13 protein-coding genes, 1 tRNA gene and 3 pseudogenes are annotated in these 15379 nt (G+C 45.4%); 8 read left to right on the forward strand and 9 right to left on the reverse strand.

Annotated features, from left to right (window positions below):
- Nucleotides 1-101: 101 nt before the first annotated feature.
- The 5 genes and pseudogenes from NE536_RS17875 to NE536_RS17895 form a co-directional block, all read right to left on the reverse strand.
- The gene (locus NE536_RS17875) at nt 102-947 is read right to left on the reverse strand and encodes a hypothetical protein (protein ID WP_261273525.1); all 846 of its coding nucleotides are present in this window, start codon (nt 945-947) and stop codon (nt 102-104) included.
- A gap of 77 nt (nt 948-1024) precedes the next feature.
- The gene (locus NE536_RS17880) at nt 1025-2224 is read right to left on the reverse strand and encodes a hypothetical protein (protein ID WP_261273526.1); all 1200 of its coding nucleotides are present in this window, start codon (nt 2222-2224) and stop codon (nt 1025-1027) included.
- 763 nt (nt 2225-2987) lie between these two features.
- The gene (locus NE536_RS17885; protein ID WP_261273527.1) at nt 2988-3347 is read right to left on the reverse strand and encodes a hypothetical protein; all 360 of its coding nucleotides are present in this window, start codon (nt 3345-3347) and stop codon (nt 2988-2990) included.
- The gene (locus tag NE536_RS17890) at nt 3337-3552 is read right to left on the reverse strand and encodes a helix-turn-helix transcriptional regulator (RefSeq protein ID WP_220592831.1); all 216 of its coding nucleotides are present in this window, start codon (nt 3550-3552) and stop codon (nt 3337-3339) included. Before NE536_RS17890 ends, NE536_RS17885 begins: the two co-directional genes overlap by 11 nt.
- Before the next feature lie 48 nt (nt 3553-3600).
- Nucleotides 3601-4416: pseudogene (locus NE536_RS17895) on the reverse strand (tyrosine-type recombinase/integrase); the annotation flags it as partial.
- Between the two features lie 189 nt (nt 4417-4605).
- Here NE536_RS17895 and NE536_RS17900 point away from each other — a divergent pair.
- The 6 genes and pseudogenes from NE536_RS17900 to NE536_RS17925 all read left to right on the forward strand — a co-directional run bounded on the left by NE536_RS17900 (nt 4606) and on the right by NE536_RS17925 (nt 7279).
- Nucleotides 4606-4899 (forward strand): hypothetical protein, encoded by a 294-nt coding sequence (locus NE536_RS17900; protein WP_261273528.1) that lies wholly within the window; start codon nt 4606-4608, stop codon nt 4897-4899.
- Nucleotides 4900-5178: pseudogene (locus NE536_RS17905) on the forward strand (hypothetical protein).
- Nucleotides 5175-5405 carry a hypothetical protein gene (locus NE536_RS17910; RefSeq protein ID WP_261273529.1) on the forward strand — a complete coding sequence of 77 codons (231 nt, stop codon included), beginning with the start codon at nt 5175-5177 and terminating at the stop codon, nt 5403-5405. Before NE536_RS17905 ends, NE536_RS17910 begins: the two are co-directional and overlap by 4 nt.
- Nucleotides 5402-5734, forward strand: coding sequence for a hypothetical protein (locus NE536_RS17915; RefSeq protein ID WP_261273530.1), 333 nt, complete (start codon nt 5402-5404; stop codon nt 5732-5734). The genes NE536_RS17910 and NE536_RS17915 overlap by 4 nt, the downstream gene beginning before the upstream one ends.
- A 133-nt stretch (nt 5735-5867) precedes the next feature.
- Nucleotides 5868-6089 (forward strand): hypothetical protein, encoded by a 222-nt coding sequence (locus tag NE536_RS17920; protein WP_012089465.1) that lies wholly within the window; start codon nt 5868-5870, stop codon nt 6087-6089.
- Between the two features lie 5 nt (nt 6090-6094).
- Entirely contained in the window at nt 6095-7279 is a 1185-nt protein-coding gene (locus NE536_RS17925) for a site-specific integrase (protein WP_261273531.1), read from the forward strand.
- Nucleotides 7280-7442: 163 nt separating this feature from the next.
- Here NE536_RS17925 and NE536_RS17930 read toward each other — a convergent pair.
- A tRNA-Pro gene (locus tag NE536_RS17930) sits at nt 7443-7519 on the reverse strand.
- 483 nt (nt 7520-8002) lie between these two features.
- On the opposite strand from NE536_RS17930, the pseudogene NE536_RS17935 reads away from it, so the two are divergent.
- A pseudogene (locus NE536_RS17935) lies at nt 8003-10182 on the forward strand (sensor domain-containing diguanylate cyclase).
- Nucleotides 10183-10419: 237 nt separating this feature from the next.
- Here NE536_RS17935 and NE536_RS17940 read toward each other — a convergent pair.
- Nucleotides 10420-11898 (reverse strand): alpha/beta hydrolase, encoded by a 1479-nt coding sequence (locus tag NE536_RS17940; protein ID WP_261273532.1) that lies wholly within the window; start codon nt 11896-11898, stop codon nt 10420-10422.
- A gap of 260 nt (nt 11899-12158) precedes the next feature.
- Between NE536_RS17940 and NE536_RS17945 the strand changes: the two genes are divergently transcribed.
- A complete protein-coding gene (locus NE536_RS17945; protein WP_259212572.1) occupies nt 12159-12641 on the forward strand; it encodes a DUF6942 family protein in 483 nt (160 codons plus the stop codon).
- Nucleotides 12642-12902: 261 nt separating this feature from the next.
- Here the strand turns inward: NE536_RS17945 and nadE are convergent, their stop codons facing one another.
- A complete protein-coding gene (gene nadE / locus NE536_RS17950) occupies nt 12903-13733 on the reverse strand; it encodes an ammonia-dependent NAD(+) synthetase (RefSeq protein WP_261273533.1) in 831 nt (276 codons plus the stop codon).
- Between the two features lie 201 nt (nt 13734-13934).
- Nucleotides 13935-15239: an inosine/guanosine kinase gene (locus NE536_RS17955; RefSeq protein WP_261273534.1), complete on the reverse strand. Its 1305-nt coding sequence runs from the start codon at nt 15237-15239 to the stop codon at nt 13935-13937.
- Between the last annotated feature and the right edge of the window lie 140 nt (nt 15240-15379).

The raw sequence follows: 15379 nt of genomic DNA on the forward strand, positions 1-15379 counted from the left end.
GCCACTACAACGCAAGATGCTTACACCTTCATAAAAAACCTAGTTTCACTGGCGTTAACAATCCGTAAATGGTGATTAAAATTAATAAGCAGGGATATTCTCTAATGCCATAAACCTGATAACTCATTAATTGGGGAGGTCACCACGGCAATAATGCTGGGGCTCGTGCTATAGCTACAATTCTCAGACGGTTTATTATCAAAGGTAATCGTTAAACAATAAGATCCATTTTCAACTACTACCAGTGCAACGGTGACCTGTTGCATATAGCCTTTTTCACCAAAGGTTGATTGCCAATAGGGGCTTGTCTTATCGTTATATGCTGTAAACAATGCACATTGATAGTACCAAGGATAATAGCCAGTTAATTCAGGACGTTGTTGATAATAGGGTTGAGCATAATAAGTTACAAAACGTTGATAACTGGCTTTAAGTGTAATCACATAAGGGGATGATGAATTACTTAAATTTGGCATTGTCTTACTGGCATTTAAAGACATGGCATTACTATTATTCAATGCGGCATTGATATCATTAATGGTTTTATTCCAAGGATACTGACCGTTAGCTGTTTTAAAGTCTATGATTGCCTGATTGATATTGCAATCTGGATTTGGTACAGGCACTACAGGTAAGTGATAGAGTATCATGCCATAGTCGGAAGCAAAATTATTGAACTGACTCGGATCGTAGTAAATACCAGCAGTACTACTCGAGTCGGCATTATAAATATTCCACAATTGATTAGAATTACTACCAAGCGCCATATTACCTTGTGCAAGCTTTACCTGATCAGCATTAACATCAATATATTGAGATAATTGTTGATGCCAAAAGTTAATAGCAAATTGAGCAATATCACTCGACACTAAGGTACTATCGGAAGATGAAACACAAGGAAAGCTAATCAAAAAACACATTAACAACCGCATTAGCAACTTTCTCACCAGCCCAGCCTCCTGATTCAGCGCTAATTAAAAAGGCTTCGCTTTAAAAGCGAAGCCTTTACTTATTGTTGCTAATTTTAAGAGAAACTATTTGCGATTGGTGATTGTAAAATCCCTAAAATCTGAGGATTCCCCAAGGCAATTGTAGTTGTAGCAGTAAAGCTACCATCATCATTAAACTTAATATCAGTGGTGCTACCGCCACCACCTGAAGCGCTGAAAAATGGCCAAATTCCTGCTTTCGCTGCCGCCAGAATTTCAGTGCGTTCGCTAGAGCTATAAGAGGCATTTGAGATCATCTTAATAGTAATGCCATCAGCGACCACAATAGACGATGTCGTGCGCAGTAAAAAACCATTGCTACCAAAGGCTTTGTCCCAAGTAGTCGAACTTTGTTTGTCCCAAACGGTATTATCTTTAGTCGTATAGGCTTTCGCTAAAGCAGCACTTTCATACCATGCCGAGTAATCTGATAACACAGGGTTGTTTGGATCATTGGCTGCCAGCGGTCCAGCAGTAAAGGTGGTCACTTTGTCAAACTGAGCATCTATTTTTAAGCCAGCACTGCTCGTTTTGGTGGTAAGTTGGTCATAACCGCCACCGCCACCAAACGAAAAGATATCAAAGAAAAATGACGTACGACCATTTGCCCAAGTATGCTCAACGTCACTACTTGCGGTTTGGCTGTCCATACTGAAAGATTTGCTTGCCCCCCCAGCTAATGCAGACTTCATTGCATCAACAGTTTTATTCCAAGCATATTGCTCTTTGGCCGAGGCAAACTTATTAACAGCAATATTAATTGGATTGATATAGATGTTTGTCAATCCTGTTACACAACCAGCTTGACCAGGAGCATTTCTCATTGCCCATGAGCTAAACAAATCGGAAACCCCTTGAGCATCCCAAGTTTTAGGATCGTGATCACTAAAATAGCTGGTCCATTTACTGTAATAGTCACCCATACAATTTTGGAAGCTCGAGTTTGAACTTGGCACCAGAGCACTCAAAATCAACCCATAATCAGAGGCAAAGTTATTCACTTGGCTTGGATTATAGTAATTGTTAATCGATGCAGGTGGCACTGCGTTGAACAAATTCCACATATCCTGAGAGGTATTCATTGCTGAATTTGGTCCCTGGTAAAGTTGAAATTGATCTGGCGATAAACCTAAACCTGTGACAACAGCGTTGTACCACTGTGCAGTTAGCGTATCCATTGCTTGATTAACTGACGTAGCTTCGCTTCTTTCTAATATAGCTGTACCTGAAGACATGATAATATCCATATAAGTAGTGAAATAGTATCAACTCTTCATACATGAAAAAACGTTCACCATACGTATTGGTGAATAAAAAGTTAATTCATTATAAAGGGTTACGGGCGCTTGGATCCGAAGAGAAGATAGGTATTAGACTTCAATGTCTATCCATTCCTTTGGGTATTGCTTGCTCCTAGCAAGCTAAATATAGCTACGAAAATTGGGAAGTAAAGTGAGTGACGCCCTAACTTTAGACTGATATTACGCATCATTTAAGCTGTCATACTTGCCTGATAACTGCAAAGAATGGGGGCAAGAAGCGTATGAGTATTTAGCCCATAAGATCTACACAATGCGTACGATTAACTAACAGTATTACTTTATAAAAATCAGCTCTCTACTCAATACACGCCTAACAAACAACAAACCGAATATACGCGTTTTTACATCCTCTTATTTAAAACTGTATCGAATAACCTCTTGATAAAATAAATTAAACCCCTCTTGCTCCGCAGTAAAATAGAACTCGTATTTGCATCTTGTGTCATGAAATTAGGCCAAAACTAATATTTCCAAGTACCTAAAACTTAAACGCTTGATTGAAATGAAATATAGCGCGCCCATATCAACTTTATTGATCTCGTATTTTCATCATCATTTAATCGCAAATTATTTTGCATAGGTATCTGTCCGAACCTTTGATAAAATCCGGACAACGGGTTAGCAGTCTTGGTGGACAACCGTCTAACCCGCCAGCCCTCGCAAGAGGGCGTTCTTTCTAATTCATCCTATCTAGCAGTGCCATTTCGGCTTTTCTTAGCCAGAAGATGTAAGATTTTTTACTGTCAAATCCCATTAAGGCCCACTGCTCTTTGCACAGGTAATGGGCGCGGATGGCACGTTTGCAGTTTATGGATAACTGCTCAACGAGGTGGTCAAAATGGGCGACGTGGGCAGGCACGTTGAGTTCGTGCTTTAAGTTGCCGCCGCCCAAGGCTTCACCTAAACGGTCGCAGGCGCTGCGGTTCGCAAACCCCTTGCCCAATTCTTGGTACACCCAATAACGGCCCCAGCGATATAACCCTAACCGCAACGCCTTAATGTTCATCCTCTGCTCGGGTTCATCACTAAAGCCCATTGGCCACCTCATTTATCTTCTCAATCGAAAGCTTAAACACATCAAGGCATATCGATGTCACATCGTCATAGGGCGCAGTAGTACGGCCATTTTCCCAACGTTGGTAAGTGTTGCGGCTAATGCCGTAAATCTCAGCCACTTCGTCTTGGGTCATGCCCCGTAAACGGCGCCCTATTTTCAATACATCCGCGGCGCGATTAGCCATAAATCCTCCTGCGTGAAGTCCATAACCTAGTTGTTCTAATTGTCATCGTCATAACCACCCCACTAACATTGGCTCGTCCGGCTCACTCGGCTCAGTGGTCGATTGGCGCATAATCTCGGGCGCCACATCATCAAATCCCAGCGTGATTAAGTGCGCATGGTAGGCATCCAACGCCATCAGCATGCCCTTATCTAAGGTGCTGTTGACGTAAGTACGTAGCAGCAATGGCAAGGTGTGATTCAAAATCCGCTCACCCACCATGGTATCTACGCCCATGTCGGCAATAATGGTGCGGCACAGTTTTCTTAATGCATGGGAGGTAAACGCCTTAAACCGAATGGTTTCACTCCAATACTGCGCAGTACGAATGCTCACCGGCCCTACTTCACCTGGGAACAAAAACGCCCGCTTGCCCACATGGGTGTATTGCCACTGGGCGTAATGGGTAATGAGCTTCTTGGCCGTCGGCGTCATGGGTAAGCGGTGCTCTTGGCGGTTCTTGGCATTCTCGGCGGGAATAACCCAATAATCACCAGCAAAGTGGTCCCATCTGGCTAAACGGGTTTCACCTATGCGGGTACCGAACATCAGCATTAGCACAAACAACATCGCCACCGGTCTTGCTGCATTTCGCAATGCGCTGAATAACGGGCCCACGTCCGACTCGCTTAATTGCGTGCCCACCAAAGGCGGCATCTTCAAACTCATTTGCACCCGATACCCCGCCAAGCTATTGGTGTCTAACACCCGTAAATCGGCCGCAACCGATAACGCCCGCTTTAACACTTTCACCGCGGCCTTGATGTAATTGGCAGAATATCCCTGCGCCAACATGGGTTTGATTAAATAACTGTCAAATGAGATCTCAGAAGACGATGCCATAAAAGAGGGGTTTGATCATTCATGCTCTGCCGCGGCGAAATCGACGGGCTGGTATGAGAAGCCACGGGCGGCATTCCTGCACACTTGGGAGCAAATCTATCACAACCTTGATGCTAACCCGTGGGTGTGGGTTATCGAGTTCAGGGTGATCAGTACCACAGGCGGTGCAGCATGAACCACTTACTCCCAGGCTTTGAATCACAAGAGCGCGTTGCGTTATTGCTATCGCTCACCCACATTAGTTCGCCCGAGGTAATTGCTGCGTTAACGCTGCATTACACCAGCGCCCTACCCGCCGAACGTGCGGCGGCTCGCCACGGTATTGAACTGTCGAACTTTATGCGCGGGCAAAAGAAGCTAGAGCGAATCGCCGCCACGGTCGAGGCCATTAAAGCCATCGACTGGGCCAAGCTGCAATTAACTCATTTGCAATCAGGCCCTTTGCAACCAAAGCAGGTGGCCTAAATGACTCAATCAGCGGCGTTTCGCCATCTGCTAAATCATTACCGCAGCCATAAGGTAAGCCTGTTACTCAAGGCCACAACGGGCGACAGCATCAAAATCGCGCTGGCACTGGGCGCGCTAGATTGCCTGTACTGGCAAGCATTGGGCAACGGCTTAACCAACCTCGCCAAGGGCATTAGCCGCACCATAGTGTATTAGTACCGATATCACCCAATGCGTCTGCCCTGCCACCCGCCAGTCAGCCAAACAAGCGGCAACCAAAACAAGGAGGCGGCATGAATACGTTCAGTACCAAAGCGGGCGTGGTCACGCTATCTAAACCCTATTTCACCTTGATGTGCGATCAGCAACAAATCGAAGTGAAGTACACCCCCAACAATTACCACGGTTGGGGCATTTGTAAGTCTTTTAACGCCATCAAGTGCAGCGACTTCGGCCAAGCCGACGCCGAAGTATTCGCACTCAACGCAGAATCAAAACTCAGGATAAAAGGAGAAGCAGCATGAAGTCGATACAAGCAGCAACAGTTGAACGTGTAGAAGGTTATTGGACCCATCCCGATTTGCCCGAGTGGGATGAAGGTGTGACCCGCGCAGAGTGTGAAGCATTAGCAGCACGCCAAGGCGGCGAGTTTGTAGCGATTTGGTTTGAACTCGATGCCTCTGAAAATCAGATCGAGCGCTACTTTGACGAGGGCGACAACGATATCAGCGATTGGCAACCCGTTTGCGACAAGGCCGGCTCATTCTTGCTGAGTATTCACGACACCGAAGATGGCCCCGTTGCGCTGTTCTTCGCACCGAAAGATAAGGAAGCGGCAACGGAAGGTAAATGACCTGACAGCAAAGAGAGGAGTTAGAAGGTAATTGCACCACAAAAATCAACGCTGAAGGCATTTATTTTCCTGCGATGGAATTGCCTAAGGCCAAGTAAACATACAAACGTCATAGCAAATAAGAGAGGCTATTATGAAAAACACAGCAAAGTTAATGAAGGCACGCGAATGGGCTAGCCGCGAGTTCACTAAAGGATCAATGCCGCAAAATAGAACCATTTCTACGTGGATATTAAAAGGTAAAATTCGTGGTGCCGTCATTAGTGGCACTGTCTATGTGTATGAGGATCAGTATTTTGGCGTTCCGCAGGTTGTCAGTAATGCGGTTATGCATCTGGTCGCGGAATCGGTGTAAGTATCATGGTGCGCCCAAAAAAGCCGGTAAATAAGAATCTTCCTTCATATCTAAGATATGAAATCGACTCTGGCGTTTACCGCTTTACCCTGATTAACGGTATTAGGAAATCACTGGGTAAAGATAAAATCCAAGTAATACAGATAGCAAATGAATATAACCGGATCATGCGCCCAAGTTCTGGGTTGATTGTAGATGATCTGATAAAGGCTTCAGGCGGTATTGAATCTGAGCAGCAACTTCCTTTTGCTGATCATGTTGACCGTTTGATGGAGATCATTTTCAAAGAGGAGTCACCCAGTAAGCAATTCGCTAGCACTATGCTAAACGATGCGTCGAGAGTGAAGGAGTACTTCAAGGCTATACCAAGCCAGGATATTGGCCTTGAGCATATTAATGGATTTCTTAACCAGTACCATCCTAACGCGAGTGCGAATGTGCATAATCGCAAGCTGGGTTTCATTGAAAAGTTGATTAATTACGCCATTGATCAATCGCTGATGGTTGATAACCCTGCCGCCAAAAAGATGAAAAAGCGAAAAACCAAAGGCAAAGAACGCCAACGCTTAAGTTTGGATGCTTTCAAACTTATCCACGCTGTGGCGCCACTTTGGTTACAAACAGCAATGGAGTTAGCGCTTCAAGCATCACAGGCAAGGTTAGAAATTTCTCGAATTAAGTACAGTATTAAAAAGCCTAAGGATGGGCAATGCGGATGTATTTGGTTTGAGACTCCGGTTGATGGGATTTATGGAACGCTGTTTATCCATAGGCAAAAAGTTGAGGAAAAGGAAGCTAGCCATGTCGCTATCCCTATTGGTCAGGAGATTAAAGGGATTATAGATAGAAGCCGTGATGGGATTTTATGCCCGTATGTTGTTCATCGGGTTCCTGAGCGAAATACTAGGCAAAGTGCTGAAACAAACCATCGTTATCAGCTTGATCCAAACTACCTTAGCAGAGCATTTTCTACGGTAAGGGATGACATTGGATTATTTAGTCACCTTGAAGTTAATCAGCGGCCAACTTTTCATGAAATCCGCGCCCTATCTGCAAGATTGTTTTCGGATATGGGGATTGATCCTCAAGGCCGCATGGCGCATACCGATGCGAAGTCTACCAAGGTCTATGTTCGTGATCATTTGGAATGGACTGAGGTGCCACATGCAGAGATTAACATGGCAAATTAGCCTAGAAAAACTAAGGCAAACGGGCCTGAATGGCCTCGGTTATTGAAAGCCTGTTTGACCTGAGTTCGACCATAGTTTGACCGCTTAAAAATGAATATTAAAATCGGATTAAAATAAAAAAGCCTGCAAACTATTAAGTTTACAGGCTTTTTTATTTTTAATTTGGTCGGTATGAGAGGATTCGAACCTCCGACCCCTGACACCCCATGACAGTGCGCTACCGGGCTGCGCTACATACCGAAATTTTTTAAGTGAATTGTATTATCAGCGTTGATTTAGTCCGTTATAACTTAGTGGCTATTTCAAGCTAATTTCTTCAATCACTCAGCACTTAAGATACTGTTTATGGGGTTTATCTTAAGCGAGCCAGAACTGTAGCAATTGCCTTGCAACTGCGCAAGGGCTTCATGAGATCTCTTTGAACAACTGCTTAGTTTATGTTCTGAATGACACAATTTTCATCGATAACGGTTCTGAAATGGCCCCATCCATTGGTTATAGCATTCGTCAGCCTGCGGCTGACGAGAATTGACCTATCTTCAGCGAAATCATCTAGTGGCACTATTTGTTTCGACAATCCATTTCTATCATCAGCTTCAACAATCTATTTACGTTATAGCTTTGTTTGGGGAGGTAATTGAATGACTGGGATAGAGGCGTTGGGTTTATTTGTGCCATAATCACAGACAGTTAACACAAGCCATTTTCTAAAGGGACTTTTCTTTGTATTTACCCGCCTTCCAAACCACCCATCTCAGACTGGCCATTATTCTGGGGGTATTCGGCTTAGTTCTGAATCTTTTTCCCATCCCTCTATTCGCTAATGTGCAATTGATTCTCGGCAACGTGGCCGTGGTGATAGTGGCAATACTCTTAGGACCTTGGTATGCGTTGATCACCGCCCTATTTACCGCAACGGGGCTCATGATCGTGTGGTCGAGCCCCACGTGTATTTACTGTTTTTACTCGAAGCATTATGGCTTGGTTTTGCAAGGCGCCGAGATATTCAAATACTCTATGCCAGTGTGAGTTATTGGGTATTATTGGGGATCCCGCTGTTAGCCATTTATGTGGCAGTCATTGCTAAAATGCCCGCCAGCCACATTCCTTTTACCGCGATCAAACAAGCCGTTAATGGCATGATTTACGCTGCAATTGGTGAACTCTGTGTGGTTGCTATTCCAAGCCTATGGCATTTTAAAGGCAAGCTGACCAATCTTAATCGCCGTACTTTTAGCTCGCAGCTCAGTTATTTGTTTACCTTAATTATTACTGTAAGTTTATTAGTTTCATCCTTAGCCTTTAATCACTTTTTCATTGATAAACAACAAGTGATGATTAATCGCAATCTGGACGATACGGCAACTCATTTGAGCCATGCAACCGACAACTACCTCGCTTACAACACGCAAGTCATCGCTAGCACGGCCAAGTTTTTGAGTCTGTCGAACGCTGGCATCAATGAGTGGCAGGCATTGCTATCGAGCATACACGATAGCAATCAAGGCTTTAAAACTATGCTGATTGCGAATGAACAAGGCAATTTGCTCGCTGCCAGTCCAATGGCCAATATTGTGAACTTAGATCGCCTAGCAGAAATCCCTTCTGTGATGGATAGGGAATACTTTATCCAAGCGTTTTATAACCATAAAACCTTTGTATCACCCGCATTTATCGGTAGAGGTTTTGGTAATGACGTGATCGTTGCCATCAGTGCCCCCATTTTTAGTCCACATGCTCCCAATCAAGCCAGAGGGATAGTCGAAGGCAGCTTAGATTTACGCTATTTTTCCAGCATAGATAAACAAAACCTGCACCATGAGCAGCAATCTATTTTACTGACAGATGAGAACAATAATCTGATTTATGCCTCCGAAGGGTTAGGACTCGCACCGTTCACCCCCTTGTCATTCAGCAAAGGCAGCGAGATATATCGCGCCCGGCTTCAACTGATGAACCTGCATAACCTAGATTCAAATACTCCTGAGTACATCTATGCCCAGCATAAGTTAAACAATGGGTGGCAACTCTATGTTTTAGAACCTTTTGTGCCGCTTCTAAAACTGGCTGAGCGCCAATATATCAACACGGTGATTTTATTGTTTTGCTCCTTAGTCGGTGCCTTTTTTATTACTAAAGCCATCAGTAAGTTACTGACCGAACCTCTGTCGCTTTTAGCGCAGCATTTCGGTCCCGCTAAGCAAGAAAAAGCCAGCGACGAGCAATTTAAGCATGATCTACTCGATAAAAGCACCCCTAAAGAAATCTATAGCTTGTATGAAAGTTTGGCCTCAAACCAGCAAACCTTACTCGAACACCAACAAGAACTTGAACAAAAAGTACAGCAGCGCACCCAAGATTTAGAGGCCGCTAATGTGAAATTGAAGGATTTAGCCGAGCGCGATCCGCTGACGAATCTCTATAATCGCCGCTATACCGAGCATCAATTTCCACTTATCCAACAGATGTGCGAACGGGGTCAAGATGCCATGACGCTTGCCATATTGGATTTAGACCATTTTAAGCAAATCAATGATACTTATGGCCATTTGGGCGGCGACGAGTGTTTAAAAGTGGTTGCTGAACTCTTAACCTCGCTCTTCAAGCGAGATATTGATTTGATCTCCCGCTACGGCGGCGAAGAATTTTTGCTGATTTTACCTATGTGTAATGCCTTGAAAGTCGAAGCACACCTCAATGAGTTTAAACGGCAACTCGCAGGCACTGTGATCATCAATCCGCAGGATCATCGAAGCTTTAATGTCACGGCGAGTATCGGCGCTGTGATTGCCAATGCCACCTATAGCGACTCCTTAGAGTACTGGCTTAAACAGGCCGACAATAACTTGTATCTGGCAAAGGAACAGGGACGTGATCGGGTTGTTTGCAGCCTAATTGTTTAACTGGCGCTTGTTTAAGATAAAGCTGTTGAAGAGATTGTCGTTCAAAGATAGAAGGTTTAGTTTAGGTCAGATTAACTGAGTGGCGTTCAATCACTATTTGATTGCGCAGGATTGTACTGAATGCTAGCGGGCTAAGTTGCACGGCCCTGCTTGATTCTGAGCGCACATTTACATAGCGTGATCATCAATGAAAGCTCAGGCGTTATGACACCTGAGCGGTTAATCAATCACAAAATCCTAGTGCATATGGGCGAGTCGATACTCATCTATGCGCTCAAGTAGATACGGGAAGAAGGGATTCCATTTCTGGCGCAACATTTCCGATGCCGACACACTATACAAACCGCGCTCTCCCCGTGAAGCCGTCGCACCGATTTGGATCCGATGTGAATCAGGCTGAATGATCGCGCCATAGAGGCCATCATCCACACCAAAGGGTAGCGCAACATGGGACAAGGAATACACGCCAGCGGGCCAATACAGATCTAATGCTCGCACTTGTTCATTGCCTTCTGTGACCACTTTACCCTGCGCAGCTAAACCAAAGCTGCGCGCTTGAGCTTGCGTGGTTTCATGACTGATATTTTCCACCACAGTGCCGCGATAATGCAGCGCAGGACTATTGATACTCGCCAACAAGCCCGCCAGCGGATCATTGGATACCATTTTGGCATTCACATCGAGTCGGTTCATGTCGAACAGCACGAGTTCGTGGCCATTTTGAGGCAATGTCTGATAAAGATGATTCACCACAGCCGAGGTTGAAACGGTTGCATCCACTACCGATTGAAAAGTGAGTATCGACGGAACTTGTGCCCTTTGCGGCAAAGTTAATCCAGCCAATAAACCTTGGTTACGTAGCGCTAATTGATACACCACATCCCCCGCATTGACCGCAAAAGAAGTGTATTTAAACGGATCGTACTCCACTTGAATGCTGTTCCACTGCAGTTTATCCAGTTCTAGCAATCGGCCTATCCAACTCTGCCAGCGCGCGGCCGCCGCTAATGGCGCTAGCCCTATGGCGGGAGAGATAAAAATCATCCCAGCATAATCTGGTTTTTTATCTTGGCTAATACGTTCTAACTCATGGTTAAGCGCTACGGCGGCACCGGTCGAAAAGCCTACAACAAATAGCGGTTTACCCTTCAGAGATTGCCGCATATGCGCTGTGGCTAAGTTCACTGCGGCGGCGAGATCTTGCCAATAAACCTCAGTCAAGCCACTCGGAATGGTGCCATGTCCTGGTAGTCTTAAACCCAGCACATGGGCTTTACCTTTAAAATGCGCTGCCACATTGGATAAGGCATAGGGCGAGTCTGACATGCCATGGAGCAGCAATACCCCAAACTCGGCATCGGCTTTGGGCCATTCATAACTGCGATTCCAATTTTGGGGCCAATGTGCAGGATCGGATAAGCTATTTTTGACATAGCGGTTCACGGGAGAAAATTCATTGGCAGGAATTTTTTGGACGACTTTGCGCTCAACTTCGGCGAATAAGCGCTCTTCTAGCGCTAAGTACTCATTAAAATTAGCGAGTTTAGTATTGTAATGGAACTCATTTTCTAACTCGACCGTATGCCAAAGCGACAATTCTGGACGCGCATTGAGAAAATAAATCCCCGTTGCGAGTAACGCCAACGCTATGCCAATACTCGCATACACTGCGGCTAAGAATAGGTGTTTTGTCGAACCTATGATGATGGCCTTCATGGCTGTTCCTACATAACAATAAGATAAAATGAGCAAGCCAATTATACGGTTAGAAAAAAACATCCTTCAAACTTTTTACCACAATAATATCCACTGCCATAAGCTGCGTAATTTTGTCACCTCAGCTTAAGCAACTAAATAGTTGTCTCCTAAATTCAGTCACTCGCAAGATAGCCACCGCGCAATTTTATTAGCCGCATAGGCCTTAATCGGGTTAGGATCCAAAGCAGTCTTATTCCAACGAAACTTATACGCTCTCGATGATAATCGGTAATCCACACGCTAGCTTCGCCTACTATCTTCCTACTGCGCCGCTGATACCTGACAATTGGCATTACACTCAGCCAGACGCTGTAGCTACTCTCATAGCGTTAAATGGCAATCATTGGCGTAAGATCTTCACTATTATGGCAAAAATCAGCGCGGTCGGAGAGGATTGGCGTGGCTATCGTGACCAAGTGTTACTCAAGCAAAATGAACTTCTCTGCATAGGCGGCACTGAGTTGATGGCAAACGCGAAGATCCATCTCATCGCGGGGCAAGTGGCTGCAAAGTGTTTAGGACTCACCATGTCTGCAAGCGATATCCGTGCGCAGCATTTAACCGCCCAAAACAAATCCATAACCGCGATGACGCTTCCATCTTCGCAGGGGCAGCATTGTTTACTCACGCCCTATTTGGATTATCGCCAGTACCCAAATCAGCTGATCGCACTAACACGCCAACACTTAGCCGTGCCATAATCCCTACAACAAGATGCCGTGGCTAAATGTTGCGACCAGATGCCACTGTCACAGGTCTCAGCAACATTCCTCTGCAACATCCCCCAGTGAGATGCCCCTGCAGGATAGCCAGCTTTAATGAATAATCGCTGCCAGTCTCCTCGTTACAGCGACGCCAACAGCTGTAAAGGCTGCCACTAGCTCAGCAACTAGGTAAAAAAGACATAAAAAAGCACTCGCGAACTGAGTTCAAACGAGTGCTTATTCGAGGACGATTCAGCGTTATTCGTAGATGGTTGGGATAGGCTGACGTTTATGCTGCGTCGCCTTATAAATACCAATCAACTTATCTTCAACAGCCTTACCGACATCTTTACCCTCAAGGAAATCATCGATTTGCGCATAGGTTAGCCCGAGTGCGACTTCATCTTCGAGTAGCGGTTTATTGTCTTCTAGATCCGCAGTCGGCGCTTTATGCACTAAAGACTCTGGCGCACCAAGATACGCGGCAAGTTGACGAACTTGGCGCTTATTAAGACCAAATAACGGCGCTAAATCGCAGGCACCATCGCCCCACTTGGTATAAAAACCTGTGATATTTTCGGCGCTGTGATCTGTCCCCACCACAAGCCCACCCACGAGTCCGGCGAGTTCGTATTGCGCTATCATGCGCATACGAGCTTTAACGTTACCCTTCACAAAATCCACTTTCGCCACATCGGGTAAAGGCAATCCGGCTTCGGCTAACGCAGCAACGGTAGCGCTGTGCACACCATCAACCCCTTGATGCACATTCACTGTGACCAATTTAGAAGGTTGAATAAACTGACAGGCTAATTGCGCCTCATGCTCATCTTTTTGGATCTGATAGGGTAAGCGCACAGCGATAAACTGGTAACCGCCTTGGCTATTTTCTTGGTTTAGACTGTCCACCGCTAACTGACACAAACGCCCAGCAGTAGAAGAATCCACCCCACCGCTGATCCCTAATACCAATGCCTTGCTACGCGCTTCTTTTAGTTTGGTTTTAATAAACGCGACCCGACGTTGCACTTCGAACTCTGGCTCTATGGCCGTGAGTACTTTCATTTCTCTTAAGATTTGCGCTTTCACCGAAAATTCCACCTTAAATAATCGCTGTATTTGGACGACCTGAACCCGACTAACGTTAACATTTATTCGCAACTGCCTGTAGTTAAAATTAGCGCTTAGCAGATTGATTGTTGATAAACGTCATAAAAATAAGGGCAACAACGGTTTGCCGTTATTGCCCTAGCGTAAATCAGTCAGCTTAATACCAATACAGGTACTGGCTTATCTTTCCCAGTAGGATTCTTCTAAGCTGTCTTCACGCTCAGGTAAACCACGGGATAAACGCGGGCTATGCTGGGCTAAGACTTCATAGGCAACGCGGTTAGCGTACTTACACACTTGCGAAAACGAGGAATAACACAGGCCATCGCGCTTATGTTTACTCGAACCCGGCACGTTAGTCTTGTGGAAAGTATTGGCCGCCAGATCGTGCAATAACGCCGATAAGGCGCCATCGCCAGCGCCATTAGTGTTACCGATTTTTTCTGGACCGCCCATATAAGGTGAAATGTGGGCAAACACTTTGATTGGTGTTTCACAGTCACTTTTAAGCTTTGGACGGGAAAATTCATAACGATTAAATTCAGGGATCGCGCCCGGCAACAAGGTGTGCGTCGTTTCGCGTTTTTCTGAGTCCTCGGTATAACCCGCAGTATAAAGCCCGATAGGCCCCGCCGTGGTTAATACCATGTCACACCATTCCAAGGCTTTTTCACTGGCAAGCAGAGGATCCCGTGAACCGGTTAAGGCTTCACCTTCATCTTCATTCATCGCCAAAATGGTGACATGTTCTTTGATGAAGTTTTGCCACCATTGCGGGTCTTCTTCAATCAAGAAACGCGTGCCTAAGGTTAATACCACGGGCACTTCGGCAGCTTTTGCATATTCGATAGCGCACATGGCCGCATCGGTAATACGGTCGCCATCGCTGGCGCGCATTAAGTATGCGGTCAACACTAAGGCTGAACTGCCCTGTATTACATCTTTATCGATAAATTCAGGTGTGAGTTTATCCATCGCGCCTTTGCTGATCGCAAATGTTCGCTCGCCGCACTCAGAAATAAGGGTAAAACAGCGACCGATAGGGCCATCTACAGGTTGTAGAAAGTTAAGATCAACTTTAGAAGAGGTATTACATAAATAGCGGTAGGCGTAACTGCCCACTTCGATATTCTGGCTCATTACCCCAAACAGCACTGAACGGTCATCGGCCAGAATAGAATAATTATGCACTGTGTTGCCAATAGTGCCACCAGCAAATTCATCGCTAATCAAACCATGAATTTTTAACTCAGTGTAGAGTCTGTGGGCCTGTTCATCATTGATCAAGGTAGAATTGCCTTTGGGCAAGCCATAACGGCTCAGCAATTCGTCTTCCACTTTCGCTTCGATATCCACTAAGGTTTGATCAATACCGCTGATATAGGTCGCAAACGGCTGAGGCTGTTGAGTCAGCTGTTCAAGCAGCGGATCTCGGGTTTTAACCGGAAAATAATGTTTTGATTTACGCTGACCGGGAAACTTCATAGTGGCTCTCTTTTCCTGGCATCCATGCTAATTGGCGTCTGCCGAGGCGGTCAAGCCAAGCAGCATCCTAAAAATATTGAGTCTAGGCTAGCGAGACAAAAAAACCACCCCTTAGCCGGAAGGGCGCAGATTCTATCACA

The organism is Shewanella septentrionalis (assembly GCF_025370265.1).
Lineage (GTDB): Bacteria > Pseudomonadota > Gammaproteobacteria > Enterobacterales > Shewanellaceae > Shewanella > Shewanella hafniensis.